General features: G+C 61.9%; 20 protein-coding genes. 16 read left to right on the top strand and 4 right to left on the bottom strand.

The window, feature by feature from the left end; genetic code table 11:
* The first annotated feature begins 8 nt into the window (after positions 1-8).
* Positions 9-350, top strand: a complete 342-nt coding sequence (locus Q1A32_RS23415; protein WP_299658290.1) for a pilus assembly protein N-terminal domain-containing protein — start codon at positions 9-11, stop codon at positions 348-350.
* Positions 351-528: 178 nt separating this feature from the next.
* Positions 529-2,763, top strand: coding sequence for a hypothetical protein (locus tag Q1A32_RS23410; RefSeq protein ID WP_299658289.1), 2,235 nt, complete (start codon positions 529-531; stop codon positions 2,761-2,763).
* A 169-nt stretch (positions 2,764-2,932) separates the two neighbouring features.
* On the opposite strand, the gene Q1A32_RS23405 is transcribed toward Q1A32_RS23410, so the two are convergent.
* Positions 2,933-3,550 (bottom strand): hypothetical protein, encoded by a 618-nt coding sequence (locus Q1A32_RS23405; RefSeq protein ID WP_299658287.1) that lies wholly within the window; start codon positions 3,548-3,550, stop codon positions 2,933-2,935.
* Between the two features lie 144 nt (positions 3,551-3,694).
* On the opposite strand from Q1A32_RS23405, the gene Q1A32_RS23400 reads away from it, so the two are divergent.
* Together Q1A32_RS23400 and Q1A32_RS23395 are read left to right on the top strand one after the other, a co-directional pair.
* Entirely contained in the window at positions 3,695-4,735 is a 1,041-nt protein-coding gene (locus tag Q1A32_RS23400; RefSeq protein ID WP_299658285.1) for a hypothetical protein, read from the top strand.
* A 51-nt stretch (positions 4,736-4,786) separates the two neighbouring features.
* Complete coding sequence (locus tag Q1A32_RS23395) at positions 4,787-5,410, top strand: hypothetical protein (RefSeq protein ID WP_299658284.1); 624 nt, start codon at positions 4,787-4,789, stop codon at positions 5,408-5,410.
* A gap of 7 nt (positions 5,411-5,417) precedes the next feature.
* On the opposite strand, the gene Q1A32_RS23390 is transcribed toward Q1A32_RS23395, so the two are convergent.
* The gene (locus Q1A32_RS23390; RefSeq protein ID WP_299658282.1) at positions 5,418-6,083 is read right to left on the bottom strand and encodes a sensor histidine kinase KdpD; all 666 of its coding nucleotides are present in this window, start codon (positions 6,081-6,083) and stop codon (positions 5,418-5,420) included.
* 2 nt (positions 6,084-6,085) lie between these two features.
* Entirely contained in the window at positions 6,086-6,766 is a 681-nt protein-coding gene (locus Q1A32_RS23385) for a response regulator transcription factor (RefSeq protein ID WP_299616223.1), read from the bottom strand.
* Positions 6,767-7,023: 257 nt separating this feature from the next.
* Between Q1A32_RS23385 and Q1A32_RS23380 the strand changes: the two genes are divergently transcribed.
* From Q1A32_RS23380 to Q1A32_RS23330, 11 genes are read left to right on the top strand one after another with little or no spacing between them, the layout of a single operon-like run.
* Entirely contained in the window at positions 7,024-7,440 is a 417-nt protein-coding gene (locus Q1A32_RS23380; protein ID WP_299658281.1) for a hypothetical protein, read from the top strand.
* Position 7,441: 1 nt separating this feature from the next.
* A complete protein-coding gene (gene sctJ, locus Q1A32_RS23375; protein WP_299658279.1) occupies positions 7,442-8,227 on the top strand; it encodes a type III secretion system inner membrane ring lipoprotein SctJ in 786 nt (261 codons plus the stop codon).
* Positions 8,228-8,230: 3 nt separating this feature from the next.
* Complete coding sequence (locus tag Q1A32_RS23370; protein ID WP_299658277.1) at positions 8,231-8,848, top strand: hypothetical protein; 618 nt, start codon at positions 8,231-8,233, stop codon at positions 8,846-8,848.
* Positions 8,841-9,461, top strand: a complete 621-nt coding sequence (locus Q1A32_RS23365; RefSeq protein WP_299658276.1) for a FliH/SctL family protein — start codon at positions 8,841-8,843, stop codon at positions 9,459-9,461. The genes Q1A32_RS23370 and Q1A32_RS23365 overlap by 8 nt, the downstream gene beginning before the upstream one ends.
* Positions 9,458-10,762, top strand: a complete 1,305-nt coding sequence (locus Q1A32_RS23360; protein WP_299658275.1) for a FliI/YscN family ATPase — start codon at positions 9,458-9,460, stop codon at positions 10,760-10,762. Before Q1A32_RS23365 ends, Q1A32_RS23360 begins: the two co-directional genes overlap by 4 nt.
* Positions 10,759-11,253, top strand: a complete 495-nt coding sequence (locus tag Q1A32_RS23355) for a hypothetical protein (protein ID WP_299658273.1) — start codon at positions 10,759-10,761, stop codon at positions 11,251-11,253. Before Q1A32_RS23360 ends, Q1A32_RS23355 begins: the two co-directional genes overlap by 4 nt.
* Complete coding sequence (locus Q1A32_RS23350) at positions 11,250-12,296, top strand: FliM/FliN family flagellar motor switch protein (RefSeq protein WP_299658271.1); 1,047 nt, start codon at positions 11,250-11,252, stop codon at positions 12,294-12,296. Before Q1A32_RS23355 ends, Q1A32_RS23350 begins: the two co-directional genes overlap by 4 nt.
* Positions 12,289-12,945: a type III secretion system export apparatus subunit SctR gene (gene sctR, locus Q1A32_RS23345; RefSeq protein ID WP_299616207.1), complete on the top strand. Its 657-nt coding sequence runs from the start codon at positions 12,289-12,291 to the stop codon at positions 12,943-12,945. The genes Q1A32_RS23350 and sctR overlap by 8 nt, the downstream gene beginning before the upstream one ends.
* 12 nt (positions 12,946-12,957) lie before the next feature.
* Positions 12,958-13,224, top strand: coding sequence for an EscS/YscS/HrcS family type III secretion system export apparatus protein (locus Q1A32_RS23340; protein WP_299616204.1), 267 nt, complete (start codon positions 12,958-12,960; stop codon positions 13,222-13,224).
* The gene (locus Q1A32_RS23335) at positions 13,224-14,048 is read left to right on the top strand and encodes an EscT/YscT/HrcT family type III secretion system export apparatus protein (protein ID WP_299658270.1); all 825 of its coding nucleotides are present in this window, start codon (positions 13,224-13,226) and stop codon (positions 14,046-14,048) included. The genes Q1A32_RS23340 and Q1A32_RS23335 overlap by 1 nt, the downstream gene beginning before the upstream one ends.
* Positions 14,045-15,088, top strand: coding sequence for a flagellar biosynthesis protein FlhB (locus Q1A32_RS23330; protein WP_299616200.1), 1,044 nt, complete (start codon positions 14,045-14,047; stop codon positions 15,086-15,088). The genes Q1A32_RS23335 and Q1A32_RS23330 overlap by 4 nt, the downstream gene beginning before the upstream one ends.
* 50 nt (positions 15,089-15,138) lie before the next feature.
* Here the strand turns inward: Q1A32_RS23330 and Q1A32_RS23325 are convergent, their stop codons facing one another.
* Entirely contained in the window at positions 15,139-16,458 is a 1,320-nt protein-coding gene (locus Q1A32_RS23325; protein WP_299658268.1) for an aspartate aminotransferase family protein, read from the bottom strand.
* Between the two features lie 188 nt (positions 16,459-16,646).
* Between Q1A32_RS23325 and Q1A32_RS23320 the strand changes: the two genes are divergently transcribed.
* Positions 16,647-17,615: a TAXI family TRAP transporter solute-binding subunit gene (locus tag Q1A32_RS23320; RefSeq protein ID WP_299658266.1), complete on the top strand. Its 969-nt coding sequence runs from the start codon at positions 16,647-16,649 to the stop codon at positions 17,613-17,615.
* Positions 17,616-17,655: the final 40 nt, after the last annotated feature.

Below are 17,655 nucleotides of genomic sequence, written 5' to 3'. Positions count from 1 at the left end.
AGAATGACATGAAACCCACCCCCCTGACCCGCGCGGCATTTGGTGCCGTATTGTCCTGCCTCATAGCGGCCCCGCTGCCCTTGGGTGCCGAAAACCCCGATTTTGTCTCTATGATCGAAAGCGACGGGCAGATGATGTATATCGACTTTACCCCCACATCCGTTCTGGTCGCGAACCCGGCTGTGGCCGATGTGCAGATCGTCAGCGACAGCTCCATCTTTGTGTTCGGCAAGGCACCGGGCCGCACCAAGCTGATCATCCTGGATCAGGCGGGGCAGGTGGCGCTGAGCCGGGTGATCATCATCAACCGGTCGCTGTCACGCATGGCGGGCATCAATTCGGGCACCTGAGGCAACGCGGCCGGGACATCTTCTCATTGCACCGCCCCCGTCGCGCCAAGCGGCGTGCGCTTGTGCAGTTCGGTCAATGTCAGACGCCGGAAATACCTTGCACACAGACCCGTCTTTGTAAGCTGGTCAAAAGGTTGGGCCCTTAGACTTTTGCGTAACAGCAACAGAGGACCAAGCCATGAACGACAACGTCACAACGAACGACACGAACAATTTGCCGACGTGGGACACAACAGACCTCACGTCTGGCGAAAGCTCATCCTTTGACGCTGAGCTGGGGGCATTAGGGTTGAATGACCGGCCCGAAGGCGAGCTGGTAGCCTTCAACCCGCTTGGGTTTCTTGGCGGCAAGGAGGTCAACGCACAGACCACATCATTCTTTGACGGGCTTGTGCCCTCCGCCAACGCGACCGGCTTGTTTTACGAAGCGGGCGATCTGCCCCCCAACCCAGAAGAGCTTGACGCGGGCGTGTATGGCCTGACGGGGGTCGAAGACAATGGCGGCGCGTTCCGCCGCTTCTTTACACACCCCACATTGCAGCGCGGTGAAGAAATCATTCCGATCGCGAAAGAAGGGGACACTGTCGAAGTCGGAGACCCCCTGTACCGCGTCGTCAACGTCGGGGCAGAGAACGATCTGGTGGCTGCGAAAGATAACCTTGAGGATGCAAAGGATGCCTTGCCGTCCATCATCACGGAAGAAAAACGCCGCCTGACGGGTGACGCTGGCCGGCTGGATCGCGAGATCAGTTCGCTGGGTGTCCAGATCAACGGATTGGACAGCCGTGTCGCGGGGCTTGATCGGCGGATCCAGAACCAGAAGCAAAACGTCGAGTCCGCAAACCAACGGGTCATCGACAATCAAAAGCTGGTGGACCGCATCGACAGCACCACCGTTCTTGAGGAAGGTGGCCTGTCTCTGGATGGATATGTTGATCGCACCGATGATCTGAACACTGCCATCGAAGACCTCAAGGTCGCCGAAAACGAGCTGGTCGTGCTTGAGACCGAACGCGAAACTATCCTGGGAGAACAGGAAGGGCTGGAGAACGCACGCGATAGCCTGACAAAGGAACGTCTGCTGATCGACACGATCGAGACGCTGACACCGGAGCAGGCCATCGCCCTGGTCAAGGACAACAACGCCGCCAACCTGCCCGCATCCGTTGTCACAGCCGCCAACCGCATCATCAGCGCCGAGAACTCGGTCGCAGGCGCGGAAAAGGCGTTGGCGGGATACACCGTCAAGTCCGTGGCCGCCGGCGAGTTTTCGCAGCAGCTTCCCGAAGGCTTCGTGCTCAACACGCTTGACGGGACGGCTGCACTCAACAACTCCACTTCCGGATCTCTTGGCGAAGTGCCGGATGACCCGGAACGCATCCGCGATGGGTCGATCAATGACGGTTCAACACCTTCGGTCATCCCCGATCCGGATACACAGGCCATCATTTCGATCCAGGGTGTCAACCAGACCCAGGCCGAAAAGTTTGCCGTCGGTGAAACCGTCAAATTCCGCACGTCAGACGGGCGAACCGGCCTCGCTCAGGTCTATTTCAACAAGCACGACTCGGACAATGGCGGCTTCAAGATCAAGCTGGAGAACCCGCGCTTTCTTGACGGGACACCCCTGAAGACCGAGGAAAAGCGCCCCATCCAGGTCTATTCCGACAGCACGCCCGACATCACGCGCACAGACGGGTCAACCGAAACGGTCACCCTCGAACCGCCCACAAAATTCATCGAAGCGCCCAACGAATTGCCCGAGGTTGAACAGACCTTCAATGTCCGCGTGCCGATCTATGCCAAGCCGGAAACGGGCGGCGACGAGGTTTTGCTGGGCCATATGAACGTGACAGGCACCACCCGCAGCAACACCCGTGAAACCAACGTGATCGAGCAGAAAGCCTGGATTACGGCGGCGGATTCAAATGTGAGTGTGCCGGTGAATGTGGACGTCGCGGTATCGGAGGTGTCCAACGGGTCGAACTCGGCCGGTGGGGTACGCAAGGACAGCGGTGTGAAGCTGCAGGTGTCCGTGCCCTTTATCGGTCAGAACGGTACAATCTCGACCGACAGGACAGATGGGCAAAGCTACAACATTGATCTGAAACCGCAGGGCGGTGACGGCGACAGCACCGAAAGCAAAAAAGACGATGGTTCAGGCATTGTGCCAGATTGGGTCAAGAAAATCGCAGACAACATCCCCACAGTTTCGGGGTTTGGCCGGACCGGCACTGGATCGGATTCCTTTACAGTGACCGAATTGCCGAAAAGCCAGCAGCTTAACATGCCGATCTACATCGCCCCTTCCGGCGACGTGAACGGTAACGAAAGCATTGTCGTTCAATCGCCAGCAGCACTTCAAACAAACGTGGCCAGCGGTGATTTGCCCGATCCCAAAGACCTGAGATAATTGCAATCCGGCATCCATCCTCCCTTGGATGCGGAGAAACAGTGGGCTTGCAGGCGACCGTCCTGCAAGCCCAATTTGCATGAAGCAACTGACCGAAAGGTCGGCACGGGCCGACGCCAAAGAGGAGCGGAATGGGGAAGCGTGGCGGATTGGAAGGTGGCGTGGGGCGTCAGCCGGTGATCACGAAACCAGTGGCATCGCTTGCATTCACGGCAAGGTCCGGCGAGATGCCCGCCCGTTCAAAAATGCTCAGCCGGATCGCATTGTCCAGATCAAAGGGGATTTCACCAACTGCATCCGCGATCACACGGCCCGCGTTGGGATTGTATTCGGCATCAAGCAAGAGGGGATCGACCGTCAACACACCGCTGACGCCATTGATTGCGAATGGCGCGGCGTCGTCACTGATCGTCAGGTCAAATGTTTCGTTGTCCGTTGCGTCGCCCCGGTCATAGGCGACAGCGTCGACCCCCACCTCGAACGACTTGGAGCCTTGCTGGCTGATCGTGCCCTGGATCGACACATCACCGAACGATCCGTCCAGCACTGCCAGCGGATCATCGTCGCGGGGCAGGCTCACGTTCGAAAGCCCCGTGCCGTCCTGCACCAGCGTTTCGAATTGGGATGACGGGACAGTGGTCGCACCAAGGTCGGTGCCAAGGGTTGCCCTGACACTCACCCCGCCGGTGGTCTTGTCGTTCGGGAAGACGGGCGCTTTCTTGTCCGGCTCGACCGTGAGCCGCCCGCCAAGCGTCGCGGTGTCGTGCGAAAACTCTGCTGTGCTCATGGCATGTTCCCTCGTGTCTGCCCCCGACAATCGCGCGGCTAACTGTCCTGAGCCTTACGACCCTCGGCCCGACATTCCGTGATCGCTGTAAGGTGGTCGAAAGTCTGGGATCGCAGGATGCCTTCAACAAAAGGAGACACGACCATGTCAGGTTCAGACTTCAACACATCCTTTGACTTCAACGGAGACACGTCCAGTTTCGACTTCGCGGACAGCTCCTTCAGCATTGACGACTCGGTGTCGTTTGATACCGATGTCGACTTTTCACTGGCCTCTGACTTTTCCTTCGACACGCCAGAGTTCGACTTTGCCGATGTCACGCTGCCGACATTCGATGCAGAGACGACCTTTGATTTCGACAGTTTCGAGGATGCGACCATTTTCACGACACCGTCCAAGGCGCTTGAGGACATTTCGTTCTCATCCGAGAACACCGACCTTTTTGCCGAGGGCCTGAGCGCATTTGGCGGACTGGACACGGACGCCAAGAAACCCGTGGTCAACAACGCGCCGCTCTACGGGTCCATCGCAGTGTCAGCGATTGCCGCCGTGGCCGAACTGATCGCGGGTGATTTTGAGGCCGATGACATCGCCCGCATCGTGTCGCAGGGCGCGCAAAGCTATGCCGCGTTCAAGGCTGATCCCGACCTGTTGGGCACAACCGAAGGCCAGATCCAGGCAGCAACGCAGGTGCTTGCCAACACAAACCTGCTTGGGCCCGAGTTCAACGCGGTGTTGCTGGGCGTCAGCAAGGGGATCGAACAGGACTGGAAAGAGGTGGACGAGATCGTGCTGAACGGCGTCAACGTCTTGCGCGCCAGCGGGGTTCTCGGGACCGAGGCTGATCCGATCCTGAAAGGCATCGCGGCCGTTGCCGCAGATGGCAACACCGACACGATCGAGACCGCGATCAAAAGCCTTGTTCTGGCCGGGACCGAAGGCGGCATCTTGCCCAATCAGGTCCCCGGTCTGCTGAACCTTGCGCTCGACTCCAACGTGTTGGAACGTCTGTTCGGGGCGGATGACACACCGGACGAGACCCTTGGCATCAGCGACGGCAACGTGCAGTTCAACACGAACCAGACCTTCACGCTCGATCCGGCGGCCGGGGCGAATTTTGCATTGGATGAGGACGCAAATATCACGTTCACCAACGGTGCGGACCTTTCCGACCCAGACAAATAACAGCACAAAGGAACACTGGACGGACGGCACCCGGCGCTTCATGGTGAACGGGTGGGTGATCTTCTGTCGGCGTGTTTTCTGTCCATGGTACGTATTCCAAAACAAACCGATGGTGCCTCGTTTGGCAGGTCCTTGTCTGTCGAAGACGAGGACCCGGACGACGCATTCATCAATGCAATCAAGGACGTGCAGGCCGAGAAAGAGGCCTCTGTCGATGTTGGCGGTGCTCGGGCCGAAACCGATCTGGTGCGCGGCTCCGGCGGGGCGGACAATGCTGATCTGACGGATACGCTGGTGCAGATCTATGAAGCGTCAGGACGGGATGCCGGGGACGCACGCGATCTGGTCGAAGCCACCTTGGACGAACGCGGCAGTGCAGCCCTGGCCGATCAGATACAGATCCTTGTCCGCGATGAACGGCCCGCAGAGGTCACGGCGGAAAGCTTCCGGAATTTGGGTGTGCCGGACGGGATCGCCGAAGATGCCGTGCGCCTGTTTGGTGCGCTTGAGGAGCAGACGGACAACGCCTCGGTCGCTTGGCAGGGCGTGTGGTCCCTGATCGTGGACGGGGCCGAAGGGCAGCCCAATTCGGGGCTGGTCAACGCAGGGTTCGATGGGGTGGACGCAGCCATGGCCGCTGTGCTGGAGGCTTACGGCCTCGACCCCGCCGAATAGGCCCCGGTCACGCAAGCGGCAGGTGCAGTCGAAACACGGCCCCGCCACCTTTTCTGGACATGTAGCCAACCGTCCCATGGCTCAGATCGGCAATCCGTTTGACGAGGTAAAGGCCAAGCCCCGATCCTTCGTCATCTGCCGCGTTCCGCCCGCGCACAAATGGGTTGAACACCCGTGTCGCATCCTTGCCCGACAAACCTGTGCCGCGGTCCAGCACGTAAATGTCGCCACCCCCCATCGTCACCAGATCAATGCGGCTGTTTCTGGGCGCGTATTTGATGGCATTGCCGATCAGGTTGGCAATGGCTTCGGACACAAGGGTCGCCTTGCCCAGTGCCAGCCTGTCATGCGATGCGACGTCCCTCAATTGCAGCGATTGCCCGCGTGCCAAGGCCAGCGGGGTCAGCATCGCCGCTGCGTTGCGGGTCAGGGTGCGCAGGTTGAACGGCTCTGGCGAGGCCGCCGCATCAGAGGTACATGACCCGCTGACCTGAAGCTGATCGATCAGCCGCAACATGCGGCGCACATCCGGTGTCACGTCTTCGGTCGCGATGGTCTGTCCCGGCGTCAGCTTTTGGGTCAGCGCAGCCAAGGGCGCGCGCAGCTGATGCGCGACCAGCGCTTCCCACGTGCAGCCCGCCTCGGCCGAGATCATGGCAATTTCCGGCAGCATGATCAGGCCTGTCCCGCGCTGAGGATGTAGCCGATGCCGCGCAACGTGTGCACCTGACCGGTGCTGCCCGCCTTCTTCAACTGGCTGCGCAGCCGGTGCATCGACACGTCGATCGCATTGGCCGAGGCCGCATCATCAAAGCCATAGGCGCTTTCCTCGATATGCTGGCGGCGCACGACGCGGTTGGCAGCGCGCACCAGACATTCCAGCACGCTCAACTCGCGCGCGGCCAGCGGCAGATGCAGGCCATCGACCATGGCCTGTCGCTGGTCCAGATCAAAGGCGAGGTTCCCGATCTCGACCATGTTGGTCTGCAATTTTCGGGGCCGGCGCAGGATACATTTCAACCGCATCGACAGCTCGTCCAGCGACATCGGCTTTGACAGATAGTCGTCAGCCCCCGACCGCAAACCAAAGATCCGGTCATCGGTTTTGGGCCGCGCGGCAGACATCAAAAGCACGGGCGTCGGGTCAGCCGATTCGCGCATCTGGCGCAGCAATTCAAGGCCATCCCCGTCCGGCAAATGCCGATCCAGCAGCACCGCATCATAGGCATAAACATCCGTCGCCGCATAGGCTTCCTCGAGGTTGAAAACCTTGTCGGTCACATAGCCCTGGACGCGTAAAACCTTGTCTAATGAACTGCTTAGTGCCGCATCGTCATCGACGATCAGAACCTTCATGATGCACCCCTCCCTGTCGAACAGCGCACGCTGTTCTGGCAATTTTGGACGTGCGAATCCGGGGGAGAGAAAGAAGACCGGCGCACCCCATATCGATGCCAACGATTCGCGATTCGGGCAACAACCATGCCGTGAATGAGCGGGAATCTGTTCACCGCCTTCCCAAGCCCGGACGCCGGGTGCCTCGGTAAGGTTGTCGTAAGCTGTGACCCGGACGGTCGAGATATTCGTGATGGGTTACACGGAAGGAACACCAGATGGGTGACACCACGACAGCCGCCATTGACGCTGTTCAACCAGAGGGGCAATCGCCGTCCTTGCAAGCGCAAGAGGCCGATCTGCAAGCTCTGGAAGTCCAGCAAGCCGACTACACCGAACCATCGCCCAAAGCGGCGCTGATGGAGCGGCTGGATTCGATCACCTCCCGCCCCGTCGCAGGCACCGAAGCATTTGAGCCCGCTGCCGAGCCGGGTGTGCGCATGTTGTCACCGGAAACGGTGGGAACAGACGGCGCGGCCGTGTTGGAAAGCGAGGGAGAGACGCTTTCCAACACGGTGCGCGAGTCGGTGCGCAACCTCAGTGGCGCCTTCAGCCACGCGGTCGAGGTCGAGATCGTGGCCAAGACCGGCACATCGATGACCAGTTCGATGAACAAGCTGATGTCGGGCAATTGAGATGGCACAGCACACAATTCGAACGATCCGCAGCCGCGTGGCGCTGCCCCTTGTGCTGGCCGTTGGTCTGACCGCCTGCAAGACGGACCTCTATACCGGCCTGTCCGAACGCGACGCCAACGAAATCCTGTCCGTGCTGATCCAGTCCGGTCTGGATGCCCAACGCACCGAAGTGCAGCCCGGTCAGATCACCGTGCGGATCGAGGATGCGCAATTCGCGCAGGCCGTGGACGTGTTGCAGGCCCAGGGGCTGCCGCGTCGCGACTTCGTCAATCTGGGCGACGTGTTTCAGGGCAACGGCTTTGTCGTCTCCGAAATGGAGGAGCGCGCCCGCTTCGTCTATGCCATGAGCGAGGAACTGTCGCGCACCATCACCCAGATCGACGGTGTGATATCGGCCCGCACCCATGTCGTTCTGCCCACGACCAAACCGCTGTCGCGGGACACGACGCCATCGTCGGCTTCGGTCTTCATCCGCCATGCCGGGTGGCTGGAGCCCGCCAATCTGGTGCCACAGATCAAGTCCCTTGTCGCCAACAGCATCGAAGAGCTCGCTTATGAAAACGTGTCTGTCGTGCTGTTGCCCGTGCCCGAACACCGTCCGCTGCCGCGCCTGATACCGACGCCTGACGTCGCGACGCTGGGCTTTGCGTCGCCCCTCGTTCTGATTGCTGGCGCTTGTGTTGGTCTGGTGGTGCTTCTTGCCACGCTTCTTGGCGTCTGGCTGTTCCGTCGGCGCAAGCCCCCTGCGCAGGTCGAAACCTTTGCCATCGAACCGGCGGAGTAGGGCATGTCAGAGCTTGCAGACACCCCCGCCACCTTGTCGCTGTCCCATGATCTTTTGCAGATCGCACAGGACGTCCAACAGCGAACCTTGGGCACTATTGTGCCGCACTGGCTGGCCGACACGCTCCGGTCCGCCCCGGCGACGCAGGCCGCACTTGTCCAACGTGTCGCCGACGCGCTTGGCCTGGCACCCGACGTTTCGGCCCCCGCATCCCGCGCCTTTCTGACCTATGTGCAGGCCAGCCGGACCGGGCGTCGCCGCATGGCAACCCGCGCCGTGCTGCATTTGCTGGGGCGGGAGGTCGGCTCAGCCATCGGTGCCCGTCAGGTGCGCGACATCCAGTCCGTGCTTGGGGCCGAGAATTACGCCGCCGCCCTGCTGATGGCCGATGCCCCGGACAGCCCGTGGCGTTTGCCCGGCACGGCTGACGGGTTCGAGACGCTCGTGCAGACCTGCCACGGCCAGTGGTTGCGACGTGAAGCGGGGCAGGGGCCCGTCCTGCGGGTGTTTCTGACCGATGCCGAAGTGGCGCTGATGAACGCAGCAGAAAACGCGCAGGACCCGGACCGCCTGACAAACGCTTTTTCCTTTGTTGCACAGGGGCTTGGGTCCGATGGGTGAGGCACAGGAACGCGGATTTTCCCTGACGCAGGAAATGGCGGTGATGCCCCTGCGCCCCGGCATTTACGGCAAGGCGGCGCTGGCCGAAATTGGTGTGGCCACCGACCGCAGCGAAGCGATCCTGGCCGAGGCCGAGCGCTGGCGCGCCATTGCGCGGGCCACCTTTCGCAAGGCGCGCGAAGATGGCTTTGCCTCGGGTCTGGCGGACGGTCTGGACACCGCGCAGGGTGTCGTCGCACAGCTGCGCACCGCCGCCCAGGACGAGGCGCAGGCCCGCACCACCATGGCCCGCGACATGGCCGAAACGGTGCTGCGCCAGATCATTGACGACATGGACCCCGGCACCCGGGTGGAGGCGGCGCTGCGCCGTGTCCAGAAAAGCTTTGAGGGTGCGCAGTTCTTCAGTCTGACCGTCAATCCGGCGGAAATAGAAGCCTTGCGCGCGCTTGACGCAGGCTCGCCCGTGGCTGGGCTGACGCTGACTGCCGATCCCACGGTGCGCGCGGGCCATGCGGTCCTGAAAACCAATATGGGCCAGATCGATCTGTCCCTTGAACGGTCTCTGGAGCGGGTCATCGGCGCGCTCGACACAGCATTGGGGCAGGGCACATGACCCGCAAAGCGCTGGACAGCCTGCTCGACCTGCCCGTCTACGAGGCGGCGGGCAGCATCGTGGATGCCAACGCCGCCGTGATCCGCGCGGACCTGCAAACCGCGCGCATCGGTGACATCTGCACGGTCCGCTCGCCGGACATGGCGGTCGAGATCGAGGCCGAAGTGGTGGGCTTTCAGAACCGCAAGGCCGTGCTGATCCCGCTGGGCAGCCTGCAACATCTGCCCCTGTCCTCAGAGGTCATTTCCCGAGGGGGCGAGCGCCGGATTGATCTGTCCGAGGGGCTGCTGGGCCGCGTTGTCGATGCCGCTGCACGCCCGATTGACGGTCAGGGCCCGGTGGCCGGTCCCGCAATCTCCGTTCCCTTGCATCAGGACCCACCGGCCGCCATGCGCCGCCCGCCCGTCCGCATGATGTTCCGCACCGGACTGCGTGTCATCGATGGTTTGCTGACCTGCGGGCGGGGCCAGCGCATGGGCATCTTTGGCGAAGCGGGCGGCGGGAAATCCACCTTGCTGGCCGCCCTCGCAAACGGGTGTGAGGCCGATGTCTGCGTGATCGCGATGATTGGCGAACGTGGCCGTGAAGTGCGCGAATTTGTCGAGGACACATTGGGACCCACCGGATTGGCCAAGTCGGTTCTGGTGGTCTCCACCTCTGACCGGCCTGCCATCGAACGGGCCGAAGCAGCCTTTGCCGCGACGCGGGTGGCCGAGTATTTCCGCGATCAGGGCAAGTCGGTCCTGTTGCTGGTCGACAGCCTGACCCGCTATGCCCGCGCCCAACGCGACCTCGCGCTGGCGGCAGGCGAGTTGCCCGCGCGACGCGGCTTTCCGGTGTCCGTCTTTTCGCGCCTGCCTGCTCTGCTGGAACGGGCAGGGAATTCGGAAACAGGCTCTATCACGGCATTTTACACCGTTCTGGTCGAGGGCGATGGCGACAATGATCCCCTTGCCGAAGAGGTGCGCAGCATTGTCGACGGGCACATTCACCTGTCGCAGGCACTGGCCGCCGAACGGCACTATCCGGCGATTGATCCGCTCACCAGCAAAAGCCGCCTCATGGACAAGGTCGCCACCGAACCGCATTGCGCCGCCGCGCGGCAGGTGGCGCGGCACATCGCCAAATACAAGGAAATCTCGTTTCTCGTGCAGGTCGGCGAATATGCCGAAGGCAGCGATACGGACGCGGATGCGGCCCTGCAATTGCGCCCCGCCATCAACGCGTTTCTAAGGCAGGACATGCACGAAACCGCAGACCTGCGCGCGGTGCTGAACGGGTTGGAGGCGCTGGTGCAATGACCGATACCCTGACCCAATTGGCCCACTTGCGCGAGATCCGGCGCCGCCGCTCCGAACGGGCGCTGGCCGACGCGCAACGGGCGCATAATGACGCCAAGCGCGCGCACGACATCAGCAGCAACCTTCTGACGATCCGCCGGGCGTCCAAGGCCGCAGCCGAACGCGAAACCTATGGCAAACTGGTCGAGACGGGCGCAGATGGTCAGGCCCTGACCGCGCTATTGACCAATCTCGACGCGCAAGCCGATGCGCTGGCCGAGGCTGATCGCAAGCACCTTGAACGGTGGGACCGGGTCGAACGGGCCGACAGGACGCGGGCGAAACAGGCCCGAGCGCTGGCGCGCGAACACTCCAAGGATGACGCATGGGATGACCTGATGACCCAGGTCCGCCAAAGCGCCGAACACCGGCAAGGCATCCGCACAGAGGACGAACAGGACGACCTGTGCACGTCGCGCCGCGGGTCAAGCGACGGGGGGGCAGGGCAATGACGGAACATCTGCGTAGCTTGCGCCTTGCCCCCGACGGGTTGCCCACGTTCATGGCCCGGCGCGAAGCGGCACCGGCGTGGAATGCGCTGCTGCGCCCCTGCCATCCCGCGCGGATCGCGCTTGGCGGCAAACCCTTTGACATCTGCATGATCCCCAGCCCGGCGGCCGTGCGCGTGTGGACCATCAGCCTGGAGCTGGCGGGTACGTCCCTTTGGCTGGATGTCGTACCCGAAGACCTGTGGCAGCTCTTGTGCCGCCTGTTCCCCCGGCTTGAAGGCGACAGGCCCGACGCCGGACTGGCGCAAATCCTTCTGAGCCTGCTGGCCGAACCGGGCCTCGCGGCATTGGGGCTGAGGGTGGGACAGGACGTGACCCTGTCCCTGAACGACGGCCCGACATCACCGGATGTGCCCTGCTGGGACCAGGGCTTTGCGCTCAGATCAGAGGCGGCGCAGCTGTCGCTCAGGGCGCGGGCCGCCAAACATCCCAACGCGCTCGGGTTCGCGCAGCGGCTGATGCAGGCCCTGTTCCCGCCTGCACGGGCCAAAACCCTGTCGCGCCGGGCGCTGCACATCCGCGTGCCGGTGTGCATCAGCCTTGGGCACCTGAATGTCAGCCAGACCGAACTGACCCAGATCGAAGGCGGCGGCGCGGTTGTCCCCTACGGTCTGCACCTTGGTCAACAAACAGGCGTTGTGCTGGTTGGTCGCAGACCACTGGCTGCGGTGGTCCTGACCGGCAACCGCGCGACGGTCACAGAGATGGAGAGCGAGATGACCGAACAGATGATGAAAGGGGTCGGCCCGGACGGTGTTCTGGAAGACCTGCCCATAAAACTGACCTTCGAGGTCGGGCACCAGACGGTCGAGTTGGGCCAGCTGTGCGAAACGGCCAACGGGACGGTGTTCCTGATGGATGATGCCGTGCGGGATTGCCCTGTCACGATCAAGGCGAACGGATTGCCCTATGCCATCGGCCATCTGGCAACGGTGGGGGCGAGCCTTGCGGTGCAGGTGGATCGCCTCATCGACGACGATGTTTGAATCGAACGGCAACCTGCTGCCGATCATGATGATCAGCCTCAGTCTGGGGCTGTTCACGTTCTTCATCGTCACCACAACCTCGTTCCTGAAGATCGCCGTGGTGCTGTTCATCGTGCGCAACGCGGTGGGCATTCAGCAGACGCCGCCGAACCTTGTGCTTTACGGCATCGCCCTTGCCCTGACCGCCTTTGTCGCCGCCCCCATCGCCGAAGCAACCTATGCGGCCGTGTTTCTGGACGGGGCCGAGTTCGAGCAGTTTTCCGAATGGATCGCGGCCCTGCAACGCGGGATCGAGCCCACGCGCGAATTTCTGGCCCGCTTCACCCTGATGGAAAGTCGCGAGTTCTTCATGCTGGCCGCACAGGACCTGTGGCAGGACACGACGGACCAACAATTCGGCGCAGCCGACATGAGCATCCTGATCCCGTCCTTTCTGGTATCCGAATTGCAACGCGCGTTCGAGATCGGGCTGCTGCTTTATCTGCCATTCATCATCATCGATCTGGTCGTGACCACCATCCTGATGGCCATGGGCATGAGCCAGGTCGCCCCCAACATCATCTCCACCCCGATGAAGCTGTTTCTGTTCGTCACGGTGGATGGCTGGAACAAGCTGGTCGAGGGGCTGATCCTCACCTACGCCGCCTAAGGAGGGCACGCCATGGACTACGGAGCAACCACCCTGATCATGGAGGCGCTGCTGATCTTCGTCGCCATCGTCGTGCCCATCCTGCTGGCGGCCAGCGGCGTGGGCTTTGTCGTGTCGCTGTTGCAAGCCGCCACCCAAATTCAGGAACAGACACTGCCCCAGACACTCAAACTGCTGGCCGTGGTCGGGGTCATTGCCATTATGGCCAGCAGCTTCACCGCGCCTTTGGTCCGCTACACCGAAAAGGTCTTTGTCGGATTTCAAAGCGTCGGACGCTGATGGAGCTGGCACCGGAATATGCGTCGGACCTGTTCCCGACCATGCAGGTGCTCAAGCGCTGGATCATCGAACTGGCGCTGGCAGCGGCGCGGATGATCGGCGTGGTCGCCATCGTCCCCGTCTTTCGCCGGGCCGAGATGGGGCCGTTGGTGCAGGGCAGCCTCGCCATCGGATTTGCCCTGCCCATCTTTGCCACCTCCAGCGCCGTCATCGGTGATCTCGCGGATATGGAGGCCATCTCGCTTTGGCTGGTCATCGCCAAGGAAGTGCTGGTGGGTCTGGTCATTGGCCTGTTCATCGCGCTGCCCTTCTGGGCGTTTCAGGCCGTGGGCGACATCGTGGATGCGCAGCGATCTATCGGGGACGCGGGCATTCAGGACCCCGTCATGCGCGGGCAGGTGTCGGCCAGCGGACAGCTTCTGACCTTTGTGGGGATTGTGCTGTATGTCAGCGCGGGCGGGCTGCACCTGCTGTGTCAGGCGATCTATGACAGCTACCTGATCTGGCCGATGCCCGCGATGCGCCCGGTCTGGGATGGCGGGGCGCTTGATGAAATCGCCGCACTGCTGACGCGGCTCTTGTTCTTTGCGGTCGCGTTGGCGGGCCCGTTTGTGCTGACGTTCCTGTTGTCCGATCTGGCCGTGTCCGGCATTTCGCGCATGCTGGGGCGGCTGTCGTTCTCCAGCATGCTGCCCATGGTCAAGAACATCCTCTTCTGCATCATGCTGGTCGCGTTTTGGGACCCGATGATGAAGCTGATGATGGCGGCACTGCCCACCGATGCGGTCGCCCTCGACTTCCTGCGCGCGGTGGCCCCGCGATGAGCGACAGCGAAGAAAAGACCATCCAGCCCTCCGCCCGCAAGATGCGCGAAGCGACCAAACGCGGGCAAGTGGCACATTTCGTCGACATGTTCGTGGCGCTCAGCCTCGCCACCGGCTGCGTGTTCCTGTTCCTGTCCTTCGGCGGCCTCGTGGCCTTCCTGCGCGGCCAGATCGAGGCGAGCCTTGCCGCCATGGGCACCGCCACCAATCAACAGGTCACGTCGCTGCTCGAAGGGGGGTTGAGCAAAGCCATCGAAGTGGTGCTGGCCCTGTCGGGGATCACATCGCTGGTGCTTCTGATCGCAGCCATCGCGCTGCGCGGCAGCTTCATCTTTTCGACGTACCCGCTGTCCCCCAAGCTCAGCAATATAGACCCTATTCAGGGGCTCAAGCGTATCTTCGGCGTGCGTGGCATGATCGAACTGGCAAAAAGCCTGCTCAAGGCCGCGATCACGCTGGCGTTCCTTTATGTGGTGTTCCGCATCGGCATGCGCAGCTTTCTCGAAGCGGCGCGGATGGGACTTGAGGACCTGCTGTCCGTCGGGTTCTGGATCGTGTTCATCCTGTTTTTCGGGCTGATCCTGATCGCCATCATCTTTGCGCTGCCCGACATCCTGATCCAGCGCTGGATTCACCAACGCGATCTGAAAATGACCCATTCCGAGATGAAACAGGAACAAAAGGACATGTTCGGCAGCCCCGAAATCCGCCGCGCCCGCAAACGGATCCAGAACGAAATGGCGCGCGAAACCACACCTCTGGGCATTCAAAAGGCCAGCGTCGTGATTGTCGGGCAAAGCGTGGCTGTCGGCATCCGCTATGTGCCGACCGAAAATCAGGCTCCGGTGACAGTGGCCAAGGTGCAGCCCTCGGGGCTGGAGGTCAAATTGACCATCGCCAACCTTGCACGGGTGCCATTCTATTCCGAACCGGAGCTTGCCATGCGCCTGATGAAAGAGGCACCGCTGGGGCGCCCCTTGCCACAAGAGTTCTACAAAGAGGCCGTGATGGCACTGCACGGCGCAGGTGTATTGTCGTGAAGGTGAACAATTTCACATAATGATCATTACAAGATCGTCAAACGCGGCCTCTAATCAAACGTCACCCGCATCGCATGTTCTAACGTGTCGACCAGTTCCTGCACGTGACTGTCCTCAAGCACAAAGGGCGGTGCCAGCAGCACATGATCGCCGCGCGTGCCATCCAACGTGCCCCCCATCGGATAGCAGATCAGCCCCGCCTCGAACGCCGCCGCCTTGAACCTTGCATGCACCTTGTCGGCAGGATCAAACGGCGCTTTCGTCTCACGGTCTTTCACAAACTCGATGGCCCGGAACAGACCCACGCCCCGTATGTCACCCACATGAGCGTGCTGGCCGAACCGCTCTGTCAGCGCGTCATGCAGCGCTTCGCCCAAGGGGCGCACGCGGGCCAGCACATTGTCATCCAGCAACCGTTCCAACACGGCCAGCGCCGCAGCACACGCCACCGGATGCCCCAGATAGGTATGCCCATGCTGAAAAAAGCCCGAGCCGTCGCGAATGGTGTCGTGGATGGCGGCACTGCACAGCATTGCGCCGATGGGTTGATACCCGGCCCCCAACCCCTTGGCGATGGCGCAGATATCCGGGGCCACACCGTATTGTTCACATGCAAACAGGGTGCCCGTGCGCCCCATCCCGCACATCACCTCGTCAAAGATCAACAGAATGCCATGCGCATCACACAATGCGCGCACCCGTTCGAAATAGGCGCCCACAGGCGGCACCGCCCCCAAGGTCGCGCCGACCACAGGTTCGGCCACAAAGGCCATGACAGTCTCTGGCCCCAGCGCCTCAATCTCCGCCTCCAGCTCCGCGATCAGACGGTCGACATATTGGGCTTCCGTCTCCCCCGCCTCTCGGCCCCGATAGGCATAGCAGGGCGACACGTGGCTCACATCCATCAGCAGCGGTGAAAACGGCGCACGCCTCGCGGCATTCCCGCCAGTGGCCAGCGCGCCCAGCGTGTTGCCGTGATAGCTTTGGCGCCGCGCAATCACGTGGTGACGTTCAGGCTGGCCGATCTCGATACAGTACTGCCGGGCCAGCTTCAGCGCCGCCTCCATCGCCTCGGACCCGCCGGATACGAAATAGACACGCTCCAACCCGCCCGGGGCCACCGACACCAACTTGTCCGCCAACCGCTCTGCCGGTTGGGACGTGAAATAGCCGGTATGGGCAAAGGCCACCTTGTCCAGCTGATCCTTGATGGCGGCGGTCACATGGGGATCGCCATGGCCCAGACAGGACACCGCCGCATCGCCGCAATTCAGATAAGACGTGCCATCCACATCCGTCAGGTACGGCCCCTGCCCGTGCGACACCATCGGCGGCGGCGATTTCGAATTGCGCGGATACACATGGCTCATGGGACTGGTCCTTGGTCAGGTCACATAAAGATGTCCGCAAACGCACACGCTGAAAAGCCCTCTTGGGAATGGCCCAAACATGCGCGCAAAGGTTGACCTTCCCGCAGCTTTCCGCAGGGTAGAGAAACCAAACCACGCGTCCGGAACATACCGGGCCGAATGACACATAACAAAGGGAGACATTTGTCATGTTTGCGAAACTCAAATTGGGTGCCGCCGTTGTGGCAGGCGCGCTGATGACAGCGCCCATTGCAACAGCACAGGAATTCATCTCGATCGGCACCGGGGGCGTCACGGGCGTCTATTATCCAACGGGCGGCGCGATCTGCCGTCTGGTGAACAAGTCCCGCAAGGAACACGGCATCCGCTGCGCCGTGGAATCGACCGGTGGGTCGGTCTACAACATCAACACGATCAAGGGCGGTGAGCTTGAGTTCGGCGTGGCCCAATCCGACTGGCAGTACCACGCCTATAACGGTACATCGAAGTTCGAAGGGGACGCAGCATTTCCGGACATCCGCGCCGTGATGTCGGTGCACCCCGAACCCTTCACCCTGATCGTGCGGGGCGACAGCGGCATTTCGGGCTTTGAAGACCTCAAAGGCAAGCGCGTGAACGTCGGCAACCCCGGCTCCGGTCAGCGCGCCACCATGGAAGTGGTCATGGACGCCTTCGGGATCGGCATGGGCGATCTTGCTCTGGCGACCGAATACAAGGGCTCCGAGATGGCCAAGCAGCTGTGCGACGGCAACATCGACGCGATGATCTACACCATCGGTCACCCGGCGGCGGCGATCAAGGAAGCGACCACAACCTGTGACGCGCAACTTGTGTCCGTAACGGGCGAGGCCATCGACAAGCTGGTCGCAGACAACCCGTTCTACCGCGTGGCGACCATCCCGGGCGGCATGTACAAGGGCACAGACGGTGACACGACCACCTTCGGCGTCGGTGCGACCTTCGTGACATCGGCCAGCGTGCCCGAAGAAACGGTGTATGTGGTGGCCAAGGCCGTCATGGAAAACATCGACGACTTCCGCGGCCTGCACCCGGCCTTTGCCAACCTCGACCCGGCTGAAATGGTGCAGGACGGCCTGTCCGCACCCCTGCACCCCGGGGCGGCCAAAGCCTACAAAGAACTGGGCTTGATGGAATAAGCCTCCAAGACCAAGCGCCCGGGGCCCACGCCCCGGGCGT

The sequence above is a fragment of the uncultured Tateyamaria sp. genome, assembly GCF_947503415.1.
Classification (GTDB): domain Bacteria; phylum Pseudomonadota; class Alphaproteobacteria; order Rhodobacterales; family Rhodobacteraceae; genus Tateyamaria.
Note: the sequence above shows the minus strand (reverse complement) of the source record. Positions and strands in the feature narration are given on the sequence as shown.

What these genes read in the sequence shown, in the direction of transcription:
- Q1A32_RS23415 (WP_299658290.1), top strand. Translation starts at nt 9, where the DNA reads ATGAAACCCACCCCCCTGACCCGCGCGGCATTTGGTGCCGTATTGTCC.
- Q1A32_RS23410 (WP_299658289.1), top strand. Translation starts at nt 529, where the DNA reads ATGAACGACAACGTCACAACGAACGACACGAACAATTTGCCGACGTGG.
- Q1A32_RS23405 (WP_299658287.1), bottom strand. Translation starts at nt 3,550, where the DNA reads ATGAGCACAGCAGAGTTTTCGCACGACACCGCGACGCTTGGCGGGCGG.
- Q1A32_RS23400 (WP_299658285.1), top strand. Translation starts at nt 3,695, where the DNA reads ATGTCAGGTTCAGACTTCAACACATCCTTTGACTTCAACGGAGACACG.
- Q1A32_RS23390 (WP_299658282.1), bottom strand. Translation starts at nt 6,083, where the DNA reads ATGCTGCCGGAAATTGCCATGATCTCGGCCGAGGCGGGCTGCACGTGG.
- Q1A32_RS23385 (WP_299616223.1), bottom strand. Translation starts at nt 6,766, where the DNA reads ATGAAGGTTCTGATCGTCGATGACGATGCGGCACTAAGCAGTTCATTA.
- Q1A32_RS23380 (WP_299658281.1), top strand. Translation starts at nt 7,024, where the DNA reads ATGGGTGACACCACGACAGCCGCCATTGACGCTGTTCAACCAGAGGGG.
- sctJ (WP_299658279.1), top strand. Translation starts at nt 7,442, where the DNA reads ATGGCACAGCACACAATTCGAACGATCCGCAGCCGCGTGGCGCTGCCC.
- Q1A32_RS23370 (WP_299658277.1), top strand. Translation starts at nt 8,231, where the DNA reads ATGTCAGAGCTTGCAGACACCCCCGCCACCTTGTCGCTGTCCCATGAT.
- Q1A32_RS23365 (WP_299658276.1), top strand. Translation starts at nt 8,841, where the DNA reads ATGGGTGAGGCACAGGAACGCGGATTTTCCCTGACGCAGGAAATGGCG.
- Q1A32_RS23360 (WP_299658275.1), top strand. Translation starts at nt 9,458, where the DNA reads ATGACCCGCAAAGCGCTGGACAGCCTGCTCGACCTGCCCGTCTACGAG.
- Q1A32_RS23355 (WP_299658273.1), top strand. Translation starts at nt 10,759, where the DNA reads ATGACCGATACCCTGACCCAATTGGCCCACTTGCGCGAGATCCGGCGC.
- Q1A32_RS23350 (WP_299658271.1), top strand. Translation starts at nt 11,250, where the DNA reads ATGACGGAACATCTGCGTAGCTTGCGCCTTGCCCCCGACGGGTTGCCC.
- sctR (WP_299616207.1), top strand. Translation starts at nt 12,289, where the DNA reads ATGTTTGAATCGAACGGCAACCTGCTGCCGATCATGATGATCAGCCTC.
- Q1A32_RS23340 (WP_299616204.1), top strand. Translation starts at nt 12,958, where the DNA reads ATGGACTACGGAGCAACCACCCTGATCATGGAGGCGCTGCTGATCTTC.
- Q1A32_RS23335 (WP_299658270.1), top strand. Translation starts at nt 13,224, where the DNA reads ATGGAGCTGGCACCGGAATATGCGTCGGACCTGTTCCCGACCATGCAG.
- Q1A32_RS23330 (WP_299616200.1), top strand. Translation starts at nt 14,045, where the DNA reads ATGAGCGACAGCGAAGAAAAGACCATCCAGCCCTCCGCCCGCAAGATG.
- Q1A32_RS23325 (WP_299658268.1), bottom strand. Translation starts at nt 16,458, where the DNA reads ATGAGCCATGTGTATCCGCGCAATTCGAAATCGCCGCCGCCGATGGTG.
- Q1A32_RS23320 (WP_299658266.1), top strand. Translation starts at nt 16,647, where the DNA reads ATGTTTGCGAAACTCAAATTGGGTGCCGCCGTTGTGGCAGGCGCGCTG.